Genomic DNA, 21,953 nt, shown 5'->3' on the forward strand with positions numbered 1-21,953 from the left:
CGATTAACGTGTCGGACGAGTATGCAATGCCTCCGGGCGCCGGTCTGACTCGATCCCGTAAACCGGCGCAATGTCGTAGGCCATGGACGGCCCTCGTGGGGGCGGCGGCCGCGTGCTTGCTCGCAATGCTGCCGGCCGGGCAGGCGTTCGCCGAGGCGGAACTGCGGGTAGGCGTGTACGACAACGCGCCCAAGGTCAGCGTGGACGCGCAGGGCGAGGCCGGTGGTCTGTTCGTGCACCTGCTGGACTCCATTGCCCGACGCGAACACTGGCAGATCGAGTATATCCCCTGCGAGTGGGCTCAGTGCCTGCTGGATCTGCGCCAGGGCCGGCTGGACCTGATGCCGGACGTGGCCCTGACCGAGATGCGCGACGAGTTTCTCGACTTTCACCAGATCCCGGTCGTGCAGGGCTGGAGCCAGGTGTACGCCTTCCCGCAATCCGGCTTCAGCAGCCTGGAAGCGCTTGGCTCGCGGCGGCTCGCCGTACTGGAAGGCTCCGTGCAGGAAAGCCATCTGCGACAGGAGCAGATGCGCAATCCGGACGTCGAGTACGAACTGATCACCTACACCAGCCTGCCGGCAGTGCTGGCGGCGGTTGGGGAAGGCGAGGCTGTCGCGGCGGTCAGCAACAACTTCTACGGTCGCCAGCATGCCAGGGCCTTCGGCCTGGTGGAGACCCCCATCACCTTCGGCCAGGTGGGCCTTTATTACGCGGCCACGCCGGAGCGGCATGGCGAGTACCTGGCCGTGATCGACGCCTATCTGGAGCAATGGAAGCCCCTGGCGGATTCGCCCTACCAGCGGGCCCTTGCCGAGACCCTGCTGGCGGATGATTCGCCCGGGTTGCCGGGCTGGGTCCGCTGGGCGTTGTTTTCCGCGCTGGGCCTGGTGCTGCTCCTGGCGGTCGCGGGACTGCTGTTGCGCTGGCAGGTGCGTCTACGTACCCGGGAGCTGGCGGCCGCCAACCAGCGGCTGGAGCATGTGATCGACAGCGGCCCGACGGTGATCTATCAGCTCGCCTCCTCGGATCTCACGCCACAGTGGGTGAGTCCCAACATTCAGCGTCTGTTCGGGGTTGATCCGGCTGCCGCGCTGCGCCCCGGCTGGTGGGAACAGCAACTGCACCCCGAGGATCGGGTCGGTGCCCTGCAGGAGAATCAGCGGCTGCTGACCGACGGCGAGGTGGTGCGCGAATTCCGGCTGTTTGATGGCTGGGGCAAGCTGCGCCACGTGCGCGACGAGATGCGGCTGGTCCCCGGCGCGAGCGGTCGGGGCGAGCAGGAAATCGTCGGCGCCTGGACCGATCTGACCGACAGCATCGAGCAGAAGGAGCAGCTGCGCCAGATCTCGCACTTCGATACCCGTACCGGGCTGCCGAACCGAACGCTGCTGCAGGATCGCCTCGGGCACACGGTGGAGCGCGCGATGGCCGATGGCGAGGCGCGCTGGGTGGTGCTGCTGGACCTCGACCGCTTCCGCAACGTCAACGAGACCCTGGGGACCTCGGCGGGCGATACCGTCTTGCAGGGGATCGCGCAACGCCTGGGCCAGACGCTGACACCCCAGGACACCATCGCGCGCGTCGGCGCGGACGAATTCTGCCTGATTGTGGAGACCCCGGAACACGACGGTCTGGAATCCTTCATGCAGACCCTGCTGGATACCCTGCGCGCCCCCTTCGAGACCTCGGGGCGCAGCCTGGTACTCACCGTGAGCGCCGGTGTGGCCCGCTTCCCGGACGACGGCCAGACCCGGGAGGAGCTGCTGACCGCGGCCGAACTGGCCATGCAGGCGGCGCGGGCCCGTGGCGGTGACGGCTGGTGCGCTTACACCCCGGAGATGGGCGCCCTGACGGAGCACCGACTGTTTCTGGAAAACGACCTGCGCCAGGCCATCGCCAACGAGGAATTCGTGCTCCACTTCCAGCCCCAGTTCGACCTCGCCAGTGGCGAGTGTGTGGGGGTGGAGAGCCTGGTCCGCTGGAACCATCCGCGCCGCGGCATGGTATCCCCCGCGGAGTTCATCCCGCTGGCGGAGGAGACGGGGCTGATCGTATCGATCGACCGCTGGGTGCTGGAAGCGGCCTGTCGCCAGCTCGCCATCTGGGACATGGCGGGCCGACACATCCCCATGATGGCCGTGAACCTCTCGGCCCGCGAGCTCCATGACGAGGTGCTGGTTGCGACCGTGCGCGAGACCCTCGAGCGCCACGGCATCGCCCCGGAACGTCTCGAGGTCGAACTGACCGAGACCATGATCATGGAGGACCCGGAACGGGCCCTGGCGATCCTGCGCCGCCTGGACAACCTGGGGGTCCGACTGGCCATGGACGACTTCGGCTCGGGATACTCCAACCTGGCGCACCTGCGCCGCCTGCCGCTGCATCGCCTGAAGGTCGACCAGTCCCTGGTGCGCGACATCGGCCACTCCCGCCACAACGAATCCATCATCCGCGCCATCATCGCACTGGCCGCCGCCCTGGAACTGGACCTGATCGCCGAAGGCGTGGAGGAAGAACCCCAGCGCAGCTTCCTGCTACGCGAAGGCTGCGCCACCGGCCAGGGCTACCTCCTCGGCCGACCCGCCCCCGCCGACCAATTGTTCCAGACCTGACGCGCGGACTGCGCATCGAGCCACAGGCTTCACCTGGCCCGCCCGACCGAAGCGGCAACGCCACGCCATGTAGGAGCGGCCTCGGCCGCGAAGCCCCTTCCCGGGTGAGCATCACCCCGACCCTCTGGAGCGACCCACGGCCCACGATCGAGAGTAGCTGGACCCTCGTGGGTGGTTGCCGCGATTTCGGCGAAATAGAAAAATATTCCATCAAAGACTACCGTTCAGAGATCGAAATCGACCGCTCATGGAAATGTTCGCCACGCGGCTGGAAATCCACATCGGTTCTGTTAGCTTGTGCCTCGGGGCAAGGAAGCCCCAAAAGGGTCGTCCAGGAAGGGAATCCGGGGCGGCCCTTTCTCGTTCTACGCCCCCGTAACTCTTGATCCCAATCCTGACATTTCCGTAGTGCTGCAGAACAGGTGAGGTGTCCGCGAGGTTCTTCCGGGTCCAGTGGACGTCCCGGTAATCCTAGCGCTTGTCTCGTACGGTCGCGTTCGAGTCCTGCGTTCGCGAGCGATGGGCGGTAGGAGCCTGCTTGCAGGCGAAGCCCCCGCCCGCGCCGGACCTGCCCAAACTGCCGGGTGCATCAGCGAATCCAGCCTCTGGTAATAAAATGCCCGACCGCGCGCCGGTGGTCGGGGAACCAAAAGTAAACTTCCGCCCAGTGTCCTGCGGTCGAATTGGGCCCAGCAACAAAGGACGCAGCATCAAAGTGCGTGTCCTGAGAGAGCGCACCCACCCACCGGTCATCCCGCAAACCGCGAAGCGGTTATCCGGGATCTCGATGATTGGGGCTGCCTCTACGCGGGAGATCCCGGCGCCTGGCTTCGCTCCGGCCGGGATGACATCGCGCCAAAGTGGATGTGCCACCGCGCCAACGAATGGTCGCCAAAGTGGATGTCCCGCAGAACTGAATTCTCGGCAAACTACAGCAGCGTCGCATTCACGCCCATGGGTTCTGCAGCGGCCACGAGCGTCTTGTCGAGGGAGCAAAGTTCCACGCCGTGGTTGTACGCAATGGCCAGGTGAAGATCGTCGCCCGCGCGCAACCCGGAGGCATGATCGTCGGCGAAGAGGGCAGCGGTGTGGTAATCGATAGACGAGACCGGCAGGGTCGAGAGTGACGATTCCCGCAACGCCGCAAATGCGCCAAGCACGGTCGCCCGTTCCCGGGGTGTCAGGATCTCCATTCGAACCTTCATGGACAAGGCTGCGGAGAACTCCGTAAGCACCCAGTCACTTATGCACAGCGAACCGGCGCTCTGTGCCGCCAGCCAATTCTGCATATCCTCGGTTCGGGGCTCGCGAGTGAGGGCCGCCACCAGGACGCTGGTATCCAGATAGCGCATCAGTAGCGAGCATCATCACGCATACGACGGATGAAGGTCTCATCGATACTGTTGTGCTGGGTATCCGTGACTGCACGGAGCACATTCGCATCGATCGGTTTCCTGGGTGTGGTGGCGCTGGAAAGGCGTACGACGGCCTTGCCTCGCTTGGTGATGAGAATGGATTCACCTGCAGCAGCACGTTCCGCCAGCTCACTCAGGTGGGCTTTGGCATTCGCCAGGCTAACCGTTGGCTCGGACATCCCGCACTCTCCTGACCATGTAGATGGTCATATCATACCTTCCCGGGAAGCGTAGCTGTAATGGGCGGAGACGAAGTCCGTGTCCCGAAGCAAGGCTACGATCTCCATTCGGGCCGAATTGAGCCAACAATGTGGGTGTCCCGGCGGATATTAATGGCGCAGAGCGTCTGCGAATCCCGGTCGTTGGCATCTGTATGGCGGTCGACGGTGTCAGGCAGCGCGAGTGGGGAAGAGCTTGCGGGCGGCCCCGATGCCTCGCAGATAGCGGGTCTGGCGCGCGTCGCACCGGGCCGTGATGCGACCCGGTGTCCCCACCACGCTGCCAAATTGCCGCAGCAAGCGGCTGGAGGTGAGGATGAACTGGTCTGGGTCGATTCCCAGACGTACCAGCAAGGGTGGGGTTGCACCATCAATGAAGCCGCGCTTGTCTTCGCGGATCACGCGGCCGGTTGCCTCCACGAGCTGCAGGTAGTCCTCGAACCCAAAGGGCACCGCCGGTTCCGTCCGGCCAGTGGCATCGAATGGCATTAGCGGGGCACCCGGCAGACGATTCAGGGCCCACTCGAGGTTCAGGGATTCTGCATCCTGTGGATCCGCACGCCACTGATGTCCGACCGCCCTGGCGATTCGGTACGAGCGTCTCATGCACCCTTTCGTTGAATCGGCCGCATCGATCCTCGGTGACCCGCAGGTTTGCGGGTCGTCGTCCATGGCCAACCTGAGGAGCAGGTCGGCCCTCTCGGCAACCGATGTGTAATCCGAACGCTCGGGTGTATCCGCGATCCCGGCCCGGATGGGGTTGAGGTCAACGTAGGCCATGGCGGTCAGGACAGCTTGTTCGTCGAGGAGCGCCTGGCTCTTGAAGCGTCCTTCCCAGAAGCGTCCTGTCACCCCGTCTTCGGCGTTGGCTTGCCGTGCGATCGACTCGTTCAGCACGCGCATGAACCACGAAAGATCAGCCAGACGCGAGCGATATGTCTCCGCCCAAGCGTCCACGAGCTCGATTTCCGCTTGACCGAGCCGTTCCGCATCCGCCAGATACCGCTGCACCAGGGTCGGTCCGGCAAAGAGTTGAGTCCATCGACTCAGGGCTTCGTCCCGCCCCAGGCCCTGGACCCGCGTGTCGTCCACCCGGACGACGATGTGAAAGTGGTTGCTCATCACCGCGTAGGCCGCGATGTCGATGGCGAATACCGAAGCGAGTTGCTTGATGCGGTCGGCGATCCAGCCTCGCCGGTGTTCGAAGGAGCGGCCGGTGTGCGCATCGTGGCCGCACAGAAAGGCGCGCCGCACGCAGCGCGAGACCACGTGGTACCAGGGCGTATCGTCCAGAGAGACGAGGGTCGAGCGGGGTTCGGTCATGATGAACTCCTTCCGTGGAGTAGGCCTGCCGGAACGCATGTCCGTTGCGCTCCTGCCGATAGCATAGCCATTGTCCTGAAGGTTTTCAGGAGCACGGCAAGCAAACTGGGTGTGCCTGCGGTTCCGGTATGCCCTCGCAGGGACCGGCCGAGGAAGTTGGGCGGCCGAGGAAAGTGGATGTCCCAGAAGGCCCGTTCCAGAAGGCCCGGCCCCTGCCGCAGAGCCGAGCACTAACGATTATTAGAAGTCGGGCTATGGTCCTTGAGCCAGTCTTTCAAAGCCGAGTCCATTCGCGTCTGCCAACCCTTTCCGGTGGCGCGGAATGCTTCCACGACGTCTGGCGACAGACGGATCGTGATGCGCTCTTTAGTCACAGGCAGAGGTGGGCGACCGACGCGTCGCAGGGCTTTCGTCTCGTCTTCGGAAGGCTCCCGGGTCTCTGAATCGGCATCGATTCCGGCCTGAATGGACGATTCCTCGTCGGAGTCGTTCAAGACGACCCGACGACCGCTGCGTAGCGTTAGTGATTTCGACATAACGCGCAATCTCCCGGTTGTTGGCTTTGCGCAGGCTGATGATTCTCCGCACGGACGATCGACCGGTGAATACGACGCAATACAAGCGGTTGCCCATCAATGCATATCCGAGCATTCGGCACTCGCCGTAGCTCCTCCGACGGTCTTCCATGGCCAGGAGCGTATCCCATTCGAGGCTCAGGGCATCGCCAAGTGAGACCCCGTGTTTCGCGAGGTTCGCAGCGTCCTTGTCTGCGTCAAACTCGATCTCCATTGACTTATTGTATGTACAAGAATCGGTGCGCGCAATCGCGAGAGCCGGATCCACTCGGAAGGGAACGGAATTCGTGTCTCCTGGCGGTCGGTCCTGGACACGCCACGGCGGCGACCCAGGTGGATCCTGGTCGATTTGGGGGGGGGTGAGGGAGTGCGGGATGTAGCAGCGGAGTCCGAGCCAGGCGGCTTCGGCGAATGCGGCTTATGACAAAGTGGGTGTCCCAGAGGATGGAAGTGGGTGTCCCAGAGAATTGAAAAACCCCGGCACGAGGCCGGGGTTCCGGGTAGGGGAACAATAAATCTGCCCCCTTTACGCTTTCTTCTATGCTTTTCCGTTAGAAGTCGCGGCAGCTACCAGGCCGGAAACGCTCGGGGATGGTGCCGCCGCATTCCCAGTTGACCGTTCCATCACCAGCCGTATAGTTCGCGGGCCGAAGGATGATCGTTTCACCGTCCACGTCAGGGTTGATGCCAGTGGCCGCCGTAACCTCAATCTGTCCGTTGGTCCACTCAGAGCTGGCCACAAGGTCGGACTCTTGTTCTTCAATGGCGTAACCGTCTGCCGGAAGATCGCCGTTAGAGGATACGTATTCTGCAATGTCTGTCCGACCAGCCGAAGCAGCCAAGATGATCTCGGATACTTGAGCACGCACGGTGTAATTCTGATAAGCCGGCAGCGCAATGGCGGCCAAAATACCGATGATCGCCACAACGATCATCAGTTCGATCAGCGTAAAGCCCTGCTGGGCCTTCGGCTTGTTGATTCCGGTACGCATGGCTTGATGCATGGTGATACTCCCTTGATGTGATGAAAGCTGGGCCGGAGGCCCGGCCACCCCGTGGGCAGCTGTCTCAGTAGATGCAATGGGTGTGCCAGGAACATCAGAACCCGGATAAACAGCGCTGTGTGGCCATTCGGTTTGGGGTTTGGGTCACGACATACGGCGGTTCAGATGTGTCACGTGACAAAAATGGTCACCCCAAGTGACGCGGGCGGTCAGTTTGTTTGGGGGTTTTGTCACTGGAGGCGACCCCGGCTCTTCGCAGCGCGGTGGCCGGTGGGCCAGGGGTGCGACGGGGCGGATTACGCGCTGGCAGGTGCTTCGCCGCCAAGGCGGCTCCTACAGGGTGGACAAGGCTCTGCCCGACAAGTGGTTTTGGTGCGGGTGCGGTTCAGCGCTGGGCGAGTAGATCGGCTGGGCGGAGGATGCGGATGCCGTGGAAGGGATCGAGGTCGAGCAGGTCGGCGTCTCCGGTGACGATGGCATGGGCCTCGCCGTGGACGGCGACTTCGAGGAACTTGTCGTCTTTCGGATCGCGACAGGCCGTGATTGGGGTGGTGATCGCAACGAACCGTGCAATGCCCCCCAGCAGGCGGATGAACTGCTGTCGCTCCGCTTGACTGATGTAGGGATCGAATTTGGGGCGCGAGAGAACCTGGACGAGCTCGTCGAGGGTGGCCTCCGAGACCAGGAGAATGCCCCGGTCGAGAGCGTGGTCAACGGCCCGCGCCGCAGGGCCGGATGGAACCAGGAGGCGACTGACGAGCAGGTTCGTGTCCAGTACCCACCGACGCTGCCGGTTGGACTCAGTCATCCGCGAGCAGTTGGTCGAGCTTTTCCTGGGTCAGGCCGGCCGCTTCGGCCTTGCCACCGATCTGGTCGCAGAACCGGCGGAACTCATTCACGTTCAGGTGGACCAGGCGCTCGTATTCTTCGGGCGAAAGGACCACGGCCACATCGCGTTTCTGGCGCTGGATGATGACGGGCTCCTTGCGCGCGGATTCGATGACGGCTGCCAAGCCCTGCTTGGCTTCGCTTGCGCTGACGGTACGCATGTCGGTTCCCTTCTGTCTATTAGGTACAGATTGTACAAAATAGCTAGGGGTAGCGCTATCGGCGGCGGTATCGGGTTCAGGCGATCGGTTTGTGGATTGGGCCGTTGATGCGTGCCAAGGGCGCTGTTGCCGATTTCGTCGTTGTTCCGGGTGGTCCTCGGTGGTGGTCCGGGATGCGGTGGGTTTCGCTCATCGGCGGAGATCCCGGCTCTTCGCTTCGCTGCGGCCGGGATGACGGGGGCTGCCGGTATGAGGGGGGCAGGCTCGGGCTTGTCGCGGGCCTGGTGGGGTGGTGCTCGAGAGCGGTAACGAGGGGGTGGCACGGTGCGGGTGTCATACTTTGGCGAGGGTTTCGCGGGCAGGCCTGCTCTCACGAAGGGCGCTCGCCCAGGGCTCTGCCTCCCCAGAGGTCGTTTGCACAGGGACTTCTTCTACGGTGGTGCGGTGCTGGGGTCACACTTTGGCGGGGGCTTCGCGGGCGAGCCCGCTCCCACAAAGTCCGCTCCCACGAAGGGCGTTGCCAGAAGGGGGCGCCCGCGGGGAGGGTGGTGTTTCGGTGCCGGCCAGGCGTTGGCAGGGGCTTCGCCTGCAAGCAGGCTCCTACGGAGAATGCGAATCAGAGGCCGAGGATGGCGACGGCGGTGGCGAAGTAGATGGTGATGCCGACGACGTCGACGACGGAGGTGATCAGCGGGGCGCTGGCGACGGCCGGGTCGACGCCGAAGCGGGTGAGGGTGAAGGGGAGTAGCAGGCCGAACATGGAGCCGAACAGGACGACCAGGAACATGCCCAGCGCGATGGCGTTGGCGACCTCGAAGCTGCCCAGCCAGTTGCCGGAGAGCCAGATGGCGCCGGCGAGGGTGGCACCCAGGGCGGAGGAGACGAGGATCTCCTTGCCGCCCAGGCGCCACCAGTCCTGGAGTTTGATGTCGTTGGTGGCCAGTGAGCGCACCACGAGCGTGGAGGCCTGGGCGCCGGCGTTGCCCCCGGTGGCGATGACCATGGGCAGGAAGAAGATCAGCGCCACGACGGTCTCGATGGCGGCCTCGAAGTGGGCGATGGCCATGCCGGAGAGGATGTTCACGGCGACCAGGATCACCAGCCAGCCGATGCGCTTGCGGTAGAGGAGCTGCATGCTGGCGTCGCGCAGAGAGAGCACGACGTCGCCGACCGCCGCCATGCGGTGGAAATCCTCGGTGGTCTCGGCGCGCAGCACGTCCATCACGTCGTCGACGGTGATGATGCCGAGCAGGTGTCCGTCGTCGTCCACGACCGGGAGCACGTCCAGGTCGTAGTGGGAGATGCGGTGGGCGGCCTCTTCGCGGTCTTCCTCCGCCGCGATGCTGACGACATCCGTGTGCATGCGTTCGCGCACGCTGGTGGACGGACGCGACAGCAACAGCTCCTTCAGGCGCACCCAGCCGAGCAGTTCGCCGTTGGGTGTGATCACGAAGATGGTATTGACGGTCTCGGCCAGATCGCTGTGTTCACGCAGGTGATCCATGGCCTCGGCCACGGACCAGTCCGGCTGGACGGTGGCGAACTCGGGCGTCATCAGGCGCCCGGCGCTCTCCTCCGGGTAGCCGAGTAGGGTCTCCAGGGCCTCCTGGTCGTCGTCCGGGAGGGTCTCGAGCAGGGATTCGGCCTCTTTGTCCTCCAGGCCGTCGATGACGGAGACGGCGTCGTCGTAGGACAGCGCGGCAACCAGGCGGCTGGCGTGCGCGTCGTCCAGCGCCTGGAACACCCGTGACTGATGGTCCGGTTCCAGGTGGGCGTAGATCTCTGCCGTGCACTCGACGTCCAGGCGCTGGAAGAACGCCTCCATCCGCTCGGCCGGCAGGGCCTCCAGTGCGTCGGAGAGGTCCGGCGCGGCGTAGGAGCCGCAGATTGCCTGCAGGACGTCCGCCTCCGGTTCGTCCAGGGCGTCGGCGATCACCTGCGGCAGGGTCTCGAGATCGGGTTCGGTGGCGCTCATGCGCGAGGTCTCTTACGGAGTCGCCAGGCCGAGCAGGGCTACGGCTAGCGAGAAGTAGATCAGGATACCGCCGATGTCGGCGAGCGAAGTGACCAGCGGGACGCTGGCCGTGGCCGGATCGAGGCGGAGCTTGTTCAGGACCACCGGCAGCAGCATGCCGAGGATGCTGGCCACGGTGACGATGACGGTCATGGCCAGGGCGACCAGCAGTGCGATCTCCGGGCCGCCGCGCCACAGGCCGACCAGCGAGACCGCCACGCCCATGCTGACGCCCAGGGTCACGGAGACGCCCATCTCCTTGGCCCACAGCTTGAGCCAGTCGCGGGCGGTGACCTCGCCGGTGGCCATGGCACGCACCATCAGCGTGGAGCTTTGCGCGCCTGCGTTACCACCGGAGGCGATCAGCAGCGGGAGGAAGAACACCAGTACCACCACCGCTTCGATGATCTCTTCGTACTGGGAGATCATCATGGCGCCGATGGTATTGAAGGCCACCAGGCCCAGCAGCCAGCCGATCCGCTTGCGATAGAGCAGGAACGGGCTCGCCTCCTGCGGCGACAGGGGCAGGGTGCCCACCGAGCCCAGCTTGTGGAAGTCCTCGGTGGATTCGGCCTCGATCAGGTCCATTACGTCGTCCACCGTGACCACGCCCAGCAGCTCGCCGGTCTCGCCGACGACGGGAAGGGTCTCCAGGTCGTAGTGCTGGATGCGGCGGGCGGCCTCCACCGCGTCCTCGGACACGGCGATGGTGATCGGCTCGCCCTCGCCCAGCAGGTCGCGCACCGGGCTGTCGGCACTGGCGCGGAGGAAGTGGCGGATGGGCACGGCGGCCAGGAGGACGCGGTCCTGGTCGACCACGAAGATCACGTTGTTGGAGTGCTCGTCGGCGTTGCGGCGGATGAACGCCAGTGCGCGCTTGAGGGTCCAGTCGGGGTCCACCGCGACCACGTCCGGCGACATCACGCGGCCGACCGAGTCTTCCGGGTAGTTGAGCTGCTTGAGCGCCCGGCGGATCGCCCGGAACGGCAGCAGGCGCAGGTAGCCGCGCAGGGTGTCCGGGTCCAGGGTCTGGAGCAGGGCGGTGAGGTCGTCCGCCTCCATCTCGGAGAGGATGAAGCGGGCATCCTCGCGCGGGGAGGCCTCCAGCAGGCGGATCTGATGTGCCGTGTCGAGGTAGGCGAACACGTCCGCCTTGCGCCCGGGCGGCAGCAGGTTGAACACGGCGCAGAGGTCATCGTCGCCCAGCTCCATCAGCGCGTGGGCGATATCCTGCACGCGCATGTAGTCGAGCAACTCGTGGAGCCCGTCGCGGTCGTCCAGACGCAACAACTCCTTCAGCTCGATGATGGACTGTTCGAGGTGAAGCTCCATGCCCTTCTCCCGGCGGCATCGGGGCGCTCGGAGTGGACTGTGCTCGGGCACAGACCGGCGAGGCGCCGCACGGATGCGGTGGATGGTCCAGGTTCGGGTCGGGCTGGGCCCGGCCGCTCCCGGCTCTTTGATCAAAGAGGCCTGACGGAAGCGACCGGTCGGGGAACGGGCGCTTGCCGCTAGGCGCGGATAGATCGACTTCGTGATCGACGTTTCAAGGCGTGTTCCCGCGTGTGGACATGCTACTTATTCTAACGGATGACGGGCCTCAATCAACCGCTTGTGCGGGGTTTTGAAACATTCATCTACTCTTCATGGTCTGCAGGGGGGCAGAGGGTGCGGGGTGTTCAATGAGGATTGTTCGCCTGCGAGCAGGCTCCTACGGGGAGGTTCCCTTGCCGGGTAGGAGCCTGCTCGCAGGCGAAGATTCGTGTGATTGAGAAGGTGTGCGATGGAGCAACAAGGCTCTGTAGAAGGCGTGGTGCTGTCGCTGACCGATGTGGCGTTTGCCTACCCCGGCGAGGGGGAGGTGCTGCACGGGGTGAATTTCGCGCTTCGCGCCGGGGAGCGGGTGGCGATCGTCGGCGAAAGCGGCAGCGGCAAGTCCACCCTGCTGCATCTGGCGGCCGGGCTGGAGGCGGCGGCGCGCGGCCAGGTGCACCTTACGGGGCAGGCGCTGGCGGGGCTGGACGAGGCGGCGCGCACGCGCCTGCGGCGGGGCCGCGTGGGGATCGTGTTCCAGTCGTTTCACCTGATTCCGACGCTGACCGTGCTGGAGAATGTGATGCTGCCACTGGAGCTGGCGACAGACTTGTCTGCCGGCGAACGCCGCGAGCGCGCCGCGGCGCAGCTGGAGGCGGTGGGGCTGGGCGACAAGGGCGCGCGGTATCCGGAGGCCCTGTCCGGGGGCGAGCAGCAACGCGTCGCGATCGCGCGGGCGCTGGTGCACGAACCCGCGCTGATCCTGGCGGACGAGCCCACCGGCAACCTCGACTCGCGCACCGGCGAGACGGTGTTTGCCCTGTTGCTGGAGCAGGCTCGGGCCACCGGTTGTTCGTTGCTGCTGGTGACCCACAGTCATGAACTGGCGGGTCGGCTGGACCGGGTTCTGACCATGCGCGACGGGCTTCTGCAGTCGGCCGGTTCCACGGAAGCCGCTTCCGCATGAGCCTTCTGGTCCTGCGAGCCTGGCTGCGCGACTGGCGCCGGCGGCCGCTGCAGCGGTTGCTGACGCTGGTGGGGGTGATCATTGGCGTGGCCGTGGTGCTCGCGGTGGACCTGGCGAACCAGTCGGCCCAGCGGGCGTTTGACCGCTCGATGGACGAGGTTGCGGGAGCTGCGACGCACCAGGTCCTCGGGCCGGCCAGCGGGTTCGACGAGGCCTTGTACCGCGAGCTGCGTGTGGCCGGATGGCGTGATACCGCTCCGATCGTGGAGGGGCCGGCCCGTCTGCCGGACGGCAGCACGATCTATGTGCTGGGTGTCGATCCTCTGGCCGAGGGGCCGTTTCGCGGCGCGGCTTCGGATATCGGGGATGCCCCGGTGCAGCGGCTGGTGACCGAGCCGGGGACGATTCTGCCGCCGGTGGGCTGGTTCCGCGATTCGGGCCGGGCTCATGGGTCGCGTGTGACGCTGGAGGCGGCGGGGGGTGCGCGCGAGGTGACGGTCATTGATCGCGCGGCCGAGCGCGACCAGGCGGACGCCGCGACCGATGAGGGTGGTGGCTCGCTGTGGGTGACGGATGTCGCCACGGCGCAGGGGCTGCTCGACCGGCTGGGGCGGCTGGATCGGATCGATGTGCGGCTGACGGATGCCGAGGTCGATGTGCTGGCCGAGGCTCTGCCCGCCGAACTGGAGCTGGTGCCGGTGGAGAGTCGTGGACAGGCCGCGCGCGAGCTGGCGCAGGCATTTCGCACCAACCTGACGGCGATGAGCCTGCTGGCACTGCTGATCGCGGCGTTCTTGATCTACAACACGCAGACCTTTGCCGTGCTCCGGCGCCGCGAGGTGATCGCGAGTCTGCGCCTGGTCGGTGTAGGCCGGCGGGCGATCTTCGGCGTGGTGTTGCTGGAGGCGTTGCTGGTCGGCGTGATCGGGACGCTGCTGGGCGCGCTACTGGGCATTGCGCTGGCGCAGGTGCTGGTGGCGCAGGTGGCGCAGACCGTCACGGATCACTTCTTCGCGGTGGCAGTAACCGGGGTGACGCCGCGCCCGCTGGCCCTAGGGGCGGTATTCCTGCTGGGAGTGGGGCTGTCGCTGGCGGCGGCGCTGGCCCCTGCCTGGGAGGCGGCGCGCGCGGCCGGTGCGGGCAGCACGGGGCGCGGGGGGCTGGAGCGCCGTGCCCGTCGCTGGGCGGCATGGCTGGCTGTGCTGTCCATGGCGCTGTTGCTCGCGGGGGGTGGTTTGATCGTCACCGGTGCGGGGGCGCTGGTGGGCGGCTTCGTGGCGTTGTTCCTGTTGATTGCCGGATTGGTGTTGCTGCTGCCCTGGGTACTGGTGTGGACGCTGCGCGGGCTGGCGGCGCTGGTTCGCGGGGTGACCCTGCCGCGCATCGCGGTGCGCAGCCTGGAGCGCAGCCTGTCGCGCAGCGCGCCTGCTACCTCGGCGCTGACCCTGGCGCTGGCGGCAGCGATCGGCGTGGCGGTGATGGTCGGCAGCTTTCGCGGCAGTGTGGAGCAGTGGCTGGGCCAGGCGCTGACGTCGGATCTTTACGTGGTGCCCGCGGCGCCGGCTTCGGCGCGCGGTGGTGCGCGTCTGCCCGAGGACTGGATGGCCGACCTGGTGGCGCGCTCGGGAGCCGTGTCGGTCAGTACCGGGTCCAGTCAGGAGGTCGTCAGCGAGCGCGGCCTGGTCGATCTCTATGTGGTGCGACCGCATGCCAACTGGCTGGATTATCTGCCGCTTTTGGAGAGCACGGTGGCGCGTGAAGCGCTGGGGGAGCGGCTCGCGACAGAGGATGCGGTGCTGGTGACCGAGCCGTTTGCGGCGCACCACGACGTTCGGCCGGGGGATCGGCTGTCGCTGGCGGTGCCCGGCGGCCAGCGCCCCTTCGAAGTCCTCGGGATCTACCGTGATTACGGCAACCCGAGCGGTACTGTGCTGATGACCCAGGCGGCCTTTGTCCGGGCGGGCATGCCACCCGACGGAGTGGGGTCGTTCGGGCTGCGATTGCCGGCGGGTGTGGATGTGGAAGCGGTCGTGGAACGGCTGGAGGCATGGCTGGCAGAGCAGGACCGCCCAGCCCTGGTTACGCGCCCGGGCGATATTGAGCAGGAGTCGATGGCGATCTTCGACCGGACGTTTGCCATTACCCATTTGCTGCGGGTGATCACGCTGGTGGTGGCCTTCATCGCGATCCTGGGCGCGCTCATGGCGCTGCAGATGGAGCGGGCGCGCGAGTTCGCCACGCTGCGCAGCCTCGGGCTGTTGCCCGGGGGCGTGCGTAGTCTTGTCGTGCTGCAGGGCGGGGTACTCGGCACGTTTGCCGCGCTGGCGGCGATCCCGCTGGGGCTGGGCATGGGCTGGCTGCTGATCGAGGTGATCAATCGCGAGGCCTTCGGCTGGGGGATGGACCTGCGTCTGCCCTGGGACGAGGTGGTCGAGACCGTGCTGCTGGGGATCGGAGCGGCATTGCTGGCCTCGGCCATCCCGGCGTGGCGGATGGCGCGCATGCGGCTGGTGCCGGCCCTTAGAGAGGTGCCGTGATGGACTGGATGAGGCGTTGGTTGGGACATGTGGGAGCGGGCTTGCCCGCGAATGGGGTTTGGCAGGGTCCAGCGCGGGCAGGGGCTTCGCCTGCAAGCAGGCTCCCACTGGGGCTGCGCCTGCGGGTGGTTATGGTGCTGATGATGGTGGGGGTGTTGGGCGCCTGCGGGGGTGTGGATCCGCCCGAGACCGATGATCCGGGGGTGACCGGATTGCGGGTGGGCGAGGCCCTGGGCGGGGAGGAGACGGACGGGTTCCGGCGTGCGGATGCGCCGCGGGTGTTCGAGTTTCCGCGTGATCACGGGCCGCACCCGGGGTTTCGCAACGAGTGGTGGTATGTGACCGGCAATCTCGACGGGCCGGAGGGCGAGCGGCTGGGCTTTCACATCACCTTCTTCCGCGTCGGGCTGGCGCCGGAGCTGGCGGGGGATGCGCGCTGGCACGACTCGGCCTGGGCCAGCCCGGATATCTGGATGGCGCATACGGCGGTGATCGACCGCGAGGCCGGGCACCATGCCTCCGAGGAGCGCTTCGTGCGCGACGGGGCGGGGCTGGCGGGGGCGTCCGATCCGGTCGGACGGGTTTGGGCCGAGGACTGGCAGCTCGCGGATCTGGACCAGGACCGCTGGACGCTCGACTTCAGCGTGGACGACTACCGGCTGGCGCTGGAACTGGAGCCCCGGCGTGGCCCGGTGCTCCAGGGCGAGGCGGGGCTCAGCCAGAAGGGCCCGGAGCCGGGCAATGCCTCCTACTACTACTCCATGCCACGCATCGCGGTGCGCGGGGAGGTCGAGCGCGCGGAGCACGGGCGCCTGGCGGTGACCGGTCAGGCCTGGATGGACCGCGAGTGGAGCACCAGTGCGCTGTCCGAGGATCAGGTGGGCTGGGACTGGTTCGCGTTGCAGTTCGACGACGGGCTGGACGTCATGTACTACCAGCTGCGCAAGGAGGGAGGCGAGCCGCATCCGCTGTCCAAGGGCCGCTGGATGCCGGCGGATGGCGACGACCGGCTGCTGGAGCCCGACCAGGTCGAACTGGAGCCCCGGCGCTGGGCCACACAGCCCTCCGGCAATCGCTATCCGGTGGAGTGGGCCATGCGCATCGCGACGCCGGACGGCTCGGCGTCACGCGAATTCACCGTGCGCGCCATCCGCGACGAACAGGAGATGGATACCGTGATCCGCTACTGGGAGGGCGCCGTGGATATCCTCGATCCGGACGGAGAGGCGATCGGGCGAGGCTTTGTGGAGCTGACGGGGTACGAGGACTAGGGCGTTTCGACCACAGAGCGCACAGAGGACACAGAGAACAGCCAGGTCAAAAGCGAAAAGCTTTCACAGGAAGATTGGAAGATCGGAAGGTTTTTTGGGTCCGGCAGTGCTGCGTCGGAGGCAGGATCAGCCCTCGCGCGCTGGGGGTGCCCGGGCGCCCCACAACAACCCTTCCTACCTTCCAATCTTCCTGTTAATCGCTTTCGACCCGGCCTCTCTCCGTGTCGTCTGTGCCCTCTGTGGTGCAACAGGGCGGCTCGCAGGAGGGGGTGGCGCGAGGCCACCCCGGGGGTTACCAGTCCATCGCCTCGTGCGGGATGTCGAGGTCGAAGTCGTCCTTAAGATGGGCGCGCAGGGCGCGTTCTTCCATCAGGCGTTCCAGGGTGCGGCGGGCGGCGTGACGCGCCGGGCCGCGGTCGTTCACGAGCTGAGTGTCGAACAGGCTGGCGATCTCGTCGGCGCCATCGGCCGCATCATCGATCGTCGGGTCCATTGTCGGGTCTCCTGACAAGCCGGCCGGGCCACCCCGGACTGCGGTATCAGAAAAGCCTTATATACCGTTTCGGCCGGCCCGCAAGCAGAAAATTCTTATTGTTCCTCGTTTTCCCTTATGGAGTACGCGATCCGAACTCGAGCGGACGCTGCTGGTCCATGGTGCACGAGTGGCGGCGTTTCCCGTCGCCGCCGAACAGTTGCGAGGGCAGGCCATGCTGATCCGCACCCGACGTCGTTCCGAGTGTTCCCGTAGCGAGATTACCCCGCCGGAGGTCTACGCGCGGCGGCGCGATTTCCTGCGAACGGGGATCGGGCTGGGCGCTGGTCTGGCGCTCGGTGGGCTGGGCGCGGCGCTGCCGGCCTCCGCCGCGCTGCGGGGGTATCCGCTGGAGTTCGAGCCGAGCGATTTCTCCACCGACGAGTCGAAGACCTCGTACGACGAGATCACCAGTTACAACAACTTCTTCGAGATGGGCCCGGGGAAGGGGGATCCGAAGACCTACGCCGATCAGCTGAAGACCGATCCCTGGACGATCACGGTGGACGGGCTGTGCGACAACCCGGGTGAGTACGCGGTGGAGGACTTCATCAGCCCCTGGTCGCTGGAGGAGCGCATCTATCGCATGCGCTGTGTGGAAGGCTGGTCGATGGTGATCCCCTGGATCGGCTTCGAGTTGAACCGCATCATCGAGCAGGCGCAGCCGCGCGGGGGTGCGCGCTACGTGGCGTTCGAGAGTATTCACGACCCCGAAAACCTGCGGGGGCAGCGGCCCCGGCGCCGGGCCAGTTCCGGTGGTTTGCAGTGGCCCTATACCGAGGGCCTGCGCCTGGACGAGGCGATGCACCCGCTGACCATCCTCGCGGTAGGTCTGTACGACGAGGTGCTGCCTAACCAGAACGGGGCGCCGATCCGGCTGGTGGTACCGTGGAAGTACGGCTTCAAGAGCATCAAGTCCATTCAGCACATCCGCTTCGTCGAGGGCCAGCCACCGACCCTGTGGAACCAGGCGCAGCCTGACGAGTACGGCTTTTACAGCAACGTGAATCCGGACGTGGATCATCCGCGCTGGTCGCAGCGCACCGAGCGCCGCATCGGCGAGTTCCGGCGCCGGCGCACGGAGATGTTCAACGGTTACGGGGACGAGGTGGCGTCGCTGTACGAGGGCATGGACCTGCGCGAGCACTTCTGACGGGATGGGGGCATGACCGCCACAACCCGTCGAGCCCGGTCCCGTCCGCCCACCGGTGTGTGGTGGGCCGTCCTGTTGGTGGCGCTTCTGCCGGCCATGTGGATCGGCTTGCGTACGCTTGGCTGGTTCGGCGGGTTGGGTGTGAACCCGATCGAGAAGCTGCTGGAGCTATCCGGCACGCACGCGATGATCGCGCTGCTGGTGGCGTTGGCGGTGACCCCGTTGCGGCAGATGACCGGGCTGGCGTGGCTCACCCGGTTGCGGCGGATGCTGGGGCTGGTCGCGTTCGGTTACGTGACCGCGCACGCCCTGATCTGGCTGGGGGTGGACCTGTTCTTCGACTGGGAACTGGTGCTCTACGACCTGACCGAGCGCCCGTTCGTGATGGTCGGTTTCGCCGCCTGGGTGATCCTGCTGGCGCTGGCGGTCACCTCCACCGATGGTGCCCAGCGCTGGCTCAAGAAGGGGTGGGTCTGGCTGCACCGCGGGGTGTACGTGGCCGGCGTGCTGGCTATCCTGCATTTCCTGTGGCTCGCGCGGGCCGACTATGCCGAGGTCGCGCTGTACGCGGCCATCCTGGCCTTCCTGCTCGGCTGGCGCGTCGTCTACCGCTGGCAGACCCGCCGGCGCATCCATGCCCGCCGCCGCGCGCTCGCCTGAAGGTTCAGGTCAAGGGCGTTTCACAGGAAGATGGGAAGACAGGAAGGTTTTGATTGTGGGGGCCGAGATTTCGCCCACCGCGCGATGCTAGCCGCCGCGCCGGGGATGCCACCTCACCAATAACCCTTCCTAACTTCCCATCTTCCTGTTAACGCTTTTCGCCCTTACGACGTGCGCTGGTCGGCGTTAAGGGTGATGAGGAATTCGAGCAGGGCCTTCTGGGCGTGGAGGCGGTTTTCGGCCTCGTCCCAGACGACGCTTTGCGGGCCTTCCAAAACCTCGGTGGAGACCTCTTCCTCGCGGTGGGCGGGGAGACAGTGCATGAACAGGGCGTCGTCGTTGGCGAGCCGCATCAGGTCGGCATCGACGAAGAATCCGGAGAAGGCCCGGCGGCGGGCGCTCTTTTCCTGTTCCTGCCCCATGCTGGCCCAGACGTCGGTGACGACCAGATCCGCACCCTCGGCGGCGGCGCGGGCATCGCGGGTCAGCTCGAAGTGTTCGCGCGTGGTATCGACCACGCTGGGCTCCGGGTCGTAGCCCTCGGGGCAGGCGGCCACCAGCTGGAAGCCCAGCAGGCGCGCGGCGTACATGTAGCTGTGGCACATGTTGTTGCCGTCGCCGATCCAGGCGACGCGCTTGCCGCGGATGTCGCCGCGATGCTCGAAGTAGGTCTGCAGGTCGGCCAGCAGCTGGGCCGGATGCTCGAGATCGGTCAGGCCGTTGATCACCGGCACCGTGGCGTGCTTGGCGAACAGCTCGATCTTTTCGTGTTCGTAGGTGCGGATCATCACGCAGTCGACCATGCGCGAGAGCACGCGGGCGGTGTCCTCGATCGGCTCGCCGCGTCCCAGCTGGGTGTCGCGCGGGGACAGGAACAGGGCGTTGCCGCCCAGCTGCTGCATGCCCACTTCGAACGACACGCGGGTGCGGGTGGAGGACTTCTCGAAGATCATGCCGAGGGTCTTGCCGCGCAGCAGGTCGTCGTGGTGCTCGCCGGCCTTCAGTTGCTGCTTGAGCTCGATGGCGCGCTGCAGCAGGGCCCGGGTTTCGTCGCCGGAGAGATCCAGGAACGAGAGGTAGTGGCGTGGGTTCATGCGGAGACCTCGTTGGCTTGGGGTGACGCCAGGAACGCGTCCACCAGGTCGGCTACGGTTACGGCGATCTGTTCCACCTGGTCGTCGTCGATGATCAGCGGTGGCAACAGGCGAATGACCCGATCCGCGGTCACGTTCAGGATCAGCCCCCGCTCCAGCGCCGCCATGACCAGCTCGCCGGCCGGGCGGTCCAGTTCGACCCCGATCATCAGACCGCGGCCACGCACGGCGACGACGCCCGCATGGTCCGCGAGGCGGTCGTGCAGCCGTTTCAGCAGGAGCTCGCCCTGACGGGACGCCTGTTCGCACAGGGCCTCGTCCTGCATCACATCGAGTACGGCCAGCGCCGCCCGGCACACCAGCGGGTTGCCGCCAAACGTGGTGCCGTGCATGCCCGGGCTGAAGAGCTCGCGGGCGGCACCGGCCACCAGATTGGCGCCAATGGGGATGCCGTTGCCGAGACCCTTGGCCAGGCTGACCACATCCGGGGTGATGCCCTCGTGCTGGAAGGCGAACCAGTGCCCGGTACGGCCGATGCCGGCCTGGATCTCGTCCAGCATCAGCAGCCAGCCGTGCTGGTCGGCCAGTTCGCGCAGGCGGCGCAGGTAGCCGGGCGGCGGGACATGGATGCCGCCCTCGCCGGTGACCGGCTCCACCAGGATCGCGACGACGTCCGGGTCGGCCGCCAGGGCTTCGACGGCCTCGGCGTCGCCGTGGGGCACATGCACAAAGCCCGATACCAGCGGCTCGAATCCGGCCCGGACCTTCGCGTTGCCGGTGGCGGACAGGGTGGCCATGGTGCGGCCATGGAAGCTGCCCTCCATCACCACGATCTTCGGCTCGGCGATCCCGCGGGCACGGCCATGCAGGCGGGCGAGCTTGATCGCCGCCTCGTTGGCCTCGGCCCCCGAGTTGCAGAAGAAGGCGCGATCCATGCCGGACAGCTTGCACAGGCGCCGCGCCAGCTGTTCCTGCAGCGGGATGCGGTAGAGGTTGGAGGTGTGCACCAGGGTGCTGGCCTGGTCGCAGACGGCCTGGGCCACCTTGGGGTGGGCGTGGCCGAGGCCGCACACGGCAATGCCGGACAGGGCGTCGAGATAGCGCTTGCCGTCGGTATCCCACAGCCAGGCGCCTTCGCCGCGCTCGAAGGCAACGGGCAGGCGCTTGTAGGTGTTCTGCAGGGCGTCGCTCATGGGGTTCTCCGAAACCAAAGAGCCGGCGGAGGGCCGCCGGCTCGATGAAAGGCGCGGCCGCGTCATGCGGCCAAAGGCGCCTAGTTTAGTCCGCTTGGGACTTTACTTCATCTGCTGGGCCACAAAGTCCCAGTTCACCACGGCCCAGAAGTTCTCGAGGTACTTCGGGCGGGCGTTGCGGTAGTCGATGTAGTAGGCGTGTTCCCAGACGTCGCAGGTCAGCAGCGGGGTCTTGCCGTCGCGCAGCGGGTTCGCGGCGTTGGAGGTGTTGACGATCTCCACCGAGCCATCATTGTTCTGCACCAGCCAGGTCCAGCCGGAGCCGAAGTTGCCAACGGCGGACTCGTTGAACTTCTCCTTGAAGGCGTCGAAAGAGCCGAAGGCGCTGTTGATGGCATCGGCCAGCTTGCCCGAGGGCTCGCCGCCGGCGTTCGGGGCCATGCAGTTGAAGTAGAAGGTGTGGTTCCAGACCTGGGCGCCGTTGTTGAAGATGCCGCCGGCCGGGGCCTTCTTGATGATGTCTTCCAGCGTGGCGTTTTCGAACTCGGAGCCCGGCAGCAGGCCGTTCAGCTTGGTCACGTAGGTCGCGTGGTGCTTGTCGTGATGGTATTCCAGCGTCTCGGCGGAGATGTGCGGCTCCAGCGCGTTCTTGGCGTAGGGCAGATCGGGCAGTTCGTAGGCCATGAAAGACTCCTTGGACAGTGTCGTGAGAAACTGCTGTGGCAGCGTCCCGAAACGGGGACGCCGCATAACGGGACAACGATAGTCACGTTGCCCGGACGATGCAATTTCCGATGGTA

19 protein-coding genes and 1 pseudogene are annotated in these 21,953 nt (G+C 66.1%); 6 read left to right on the forward strand and 14 right to left on the reverse strand.

Annotated features, from left to right (window positions below):
- The first annotated feature begins 125 nt into the window (after positions 1-125).
- Entirely contained in the window at positions 126-2,615 is a 2,490-nt protein-coding gene (locus D107_RS0107475) for an EAL domain-containing protein (protein WP_018881156.1), read from the forward strand.
- 929 nt (positions 2,616-3,544) lie between these two features.
- Here D107_RS0107475 and D107_RS0107480 read toward each other — a convergent pair.
- The 10 genes and pseudogenes from D107_RS0107480 to mgtE (D107_RS0107515) all read right to left on the reverse strand — a co-directional run bounded on the left by D107_RS0107480 (position 3,545) and on the right by mgtE (D107_RS0107515) (position 11,545).
- Positions 3,545-3,967 carry a type II toxin-antitoxin system VapC family toxin gene (locus D107_RS0107480; protein ID WP_018881157.1) on the reverse strand — a complete coding sequence of 141 codons (423 nt, stop codon included), beginning with the start codon at positions 3,965-3,967 and terminating at the stop codon, positions 3,545-3,547.
- Positions 3,967-4,209, reverse strand: a complete 243-nt coding sequence (locus tag D107_RS0107485; protein ID WP_018881158.1) for a type II toxin-antitoxin system Phd/YefM family antitoxin — start codon at positions 4,207-4,209, stop codon at positions 3,967-3,969. Before D107_RS0107485 ends, D107_RS0107480 begins: the two co-directional genes overlap by 1 nt.
- Before the next feature lie 210 nt (positions 4,210-4,419).
- Positions 4,420-5,571, reverse strand: a complete 1,152-nt coding sequence (locus D107_RS0107490) for a transposase (RefSeq protein ID WP_018867975.1) — start codon at positions 5,569-5,571, stop codon at positions 4,420-4,422.
- A gap of 230 nt (positions 5,572-5,801) precedes the next feature.
- Positions 5,802-6,107, reverse strand: coding sequence for a BrnA antitoxin family protein (locus D107_RS13745; RefSeq protein WP_081619275.1), 306 nt, complete (start codon positions 6,105-6,107; stop codon positions 5,802-5,804).
- Positions 6,085-6,360: pseudogene (locus tag D107_RS13750) on the reverse strand (BrnT family toxin); the annotation flags it as partial. The pseudogene D107_RS13750 and the gene D107_RS13745, both read right to left, overlap by 23 nt.
- Before the next feature lie 337 nt (positions 6,361-6,697).
- Entirely contained in the window at positions 6,698-7,150 is a 453-nt protein-coding gene (locus D107_RS0107495; protein WP_018881159.1) for a pilin, read from the reverse strand.
- Positions 7,151-7,535: 385 nt separating this feature from the next.
- Positions 7,536-7,958: a putative toxin-antitoxin system toxin component, PIN family gene (locus tag D107_RS0107500; RefSeq protein ID WP_018881160.1), complete on the reverse strand. Its 423-nt coding sequence runs from the start codon at positions 7,956-7,958 to the stop codon at positions 7,536-7,538.
- The gene (locus D107_RS0107505; protein WP_017926719.1) at positions 7,951-8,199 is read right to left on the reverse strand and encodes a type II toxin-antitoxin system Phd/YefM family antitoxin; all 249 of its coding nucleotides are present in this window, start codon (positions 8,197-8,199) and stop codon (positions 7,951-7,953) included. The genes D107_RS0107500 and D107_RS0107505 overlap by 8 nt, the downstream gene beginning before the upstream one ends.
- Positions 8,200-8,815: 616 nt before the next feature.
- Positions 8,816-10,174, reverse strand: a complete 1,359-nt coding sequence (gene mgtE / locus D107_RS0107510; protein WP_018881161.1) for a magnesium transporter — start codon at positions 10,172-10,174, stop codon at positions 8,816-8,818.
- A 12-nt stretch (positions 10,175-10,186) separates the two neighbouring features.
- Positions 10,187-11,545 carry a magnesium transporter gene (gene mgtE / locus D107_RS0107515; RefSeq protein WP_018877555.1) on the reverse strand — a complete coding sequence of 453 codons (1,359 nt, stop codon included), beginning with the start codon at positions 11,543-11,545 and terminating at the stop codon, positions 10,187-10,189.
- A gap of 451 nt (positions 11,546-11,996) precedes the next feature.
- Between mgtE (D107_RS0107515) and D107_RS0107520 the strand changes: the two genes are divergently transcribed.
- From D107_RS0107520 to D107_RS0107530, 3 genes are all read left to right on the forward strand, one after another.
- On the forward strand, positions 11,997-12,713 hold the full coding sequence (locus D107_RS0107520; protein ID WP_026280771.1) for an ABC transporter ATP-binding protein: 717 nt from the start codon (positions 11,997-11,999) through the stop codon (positions 12,711-12,713).
- On the forward strand, positions 12,710-15,250 hold the full coding sequence (locus D107_RS0107525; RefSeq protein WP_018881163.1) for an ABC transporter permease: 2,541 nt from the start codon (positions 12,710-12,712) through the stop codon (positions 15,248-15,250). The genes D107_RS0107520 and D107_RS0107525 overlap by 4 nt, the downstream gene beginning before the upstream one ends.
- Before the next feature lie 131 nt (positions 15,251-15,381).
- On the forward strand, positions 15,382-16,521 hold the full coding sequence (locus D107_RS0107530) for a lipocalin-like domain-containing protein (protein ID WP_018881164.1): 1,140 nt from the start codon (positions 15,382-15,384) through the stop codon (positions 16,519-16,521).
- A 292-nt stretch (positions 16,522-16,813) separates the two neighbouring features.
- On the opposite strand, the gene D107_RS0107535 is transcribed toward D107_RS0107530, so the two are convergent.
- Positions 16,814-17,014, reverse strand: a complete 201-nt coding sequence (locus tag D107_RS0107535) for a PA3496 family putative envelope integrity protein (RefSeq protein WP_018881165.1) — start codon at positions 17,012-17,014, stop codon at positions 16,814-16,816.
- A 214-nt stretch (positions 17,015-17,228) separates the two neighbouring features.
- Here D107_RS0107535 and msrP point away from each other — a divergent pair, with 214 nt between their 5' ends.
- Entirely contained in the window at positions 17,229-18,206 is a 978-nt protein-coding gene (msrP, locus tag D107_RS0107540) for a protein-methionine-sulfoxide reductase catalytic subunit MsrP (RefSeq protein WP_018881166.1), read from the forward strand.
- Between the two features lie 12 nt (positions 18,207-18,218).
- Positions 18,219-18,866, forward strand: coding sequence for a sulfite oxidase heme-binding subunit YedZ (locus tag D107_RS0107545; RefSeq protein ID WP_018881167.1), 648 nt, complete (start codon positions 18,219-18,221; stop codon positions 18,864-18,866).
- Positions 18,867-19,030: 164 nt separating this feature from the next.
- On the opposite strand, the gene argF is transcribed toward D107_RS0107545, so the two are convergent.
- From argF to D107_RS0107560, 3 genes are all read right to left on the reverse strand, one after another.
- Positions 19,031-19,960, reverse strand: a complete 930-nt coding sequence (gene argF / locus D107_RS0107550) for an ornithine carbamoyltransferase (RefSeq protein WP_018878939.1) — start codon at positions 19,958-19,960, stop codon at positions 19,031-19,033.
- Complete coding sequence (locus D107_RS0107555) at positions 19,957-21,153, reverse strand: acetylornithine transaminase (RefSeq protein ID WP_018881168.1); 1,197 nt, start codon at positions 21,151-21,153, stop codon at positions 19,957-19,959. Before D107_RS0107555 ends, argF begins: the two co-directional genes overlap by 4 nt.
- 102 nt (positions 21,154-21,255) lie before the next feature.
- Entirely contained in the window at positions 21,256-21,837 is a 582-nt protein-coding gene (locus D107_RS0107560) for a superoxide dismutase (protein WP_018867276.1), read from the reverse strand.
- Between the last annotated feature and the right edge of the window lie 116 nt (positions 21,838-21,953).

Source organism: Thioalkalivibrio sp. ALE30 (assembly GCF_000377465.1).
Classification (GTDB): Bacteria; Pseudomonadota; Gammaproteobacteria; order Ectothiorhodospirales; family Ectothiorhodospiraceae; genus Thioalkalivibrio.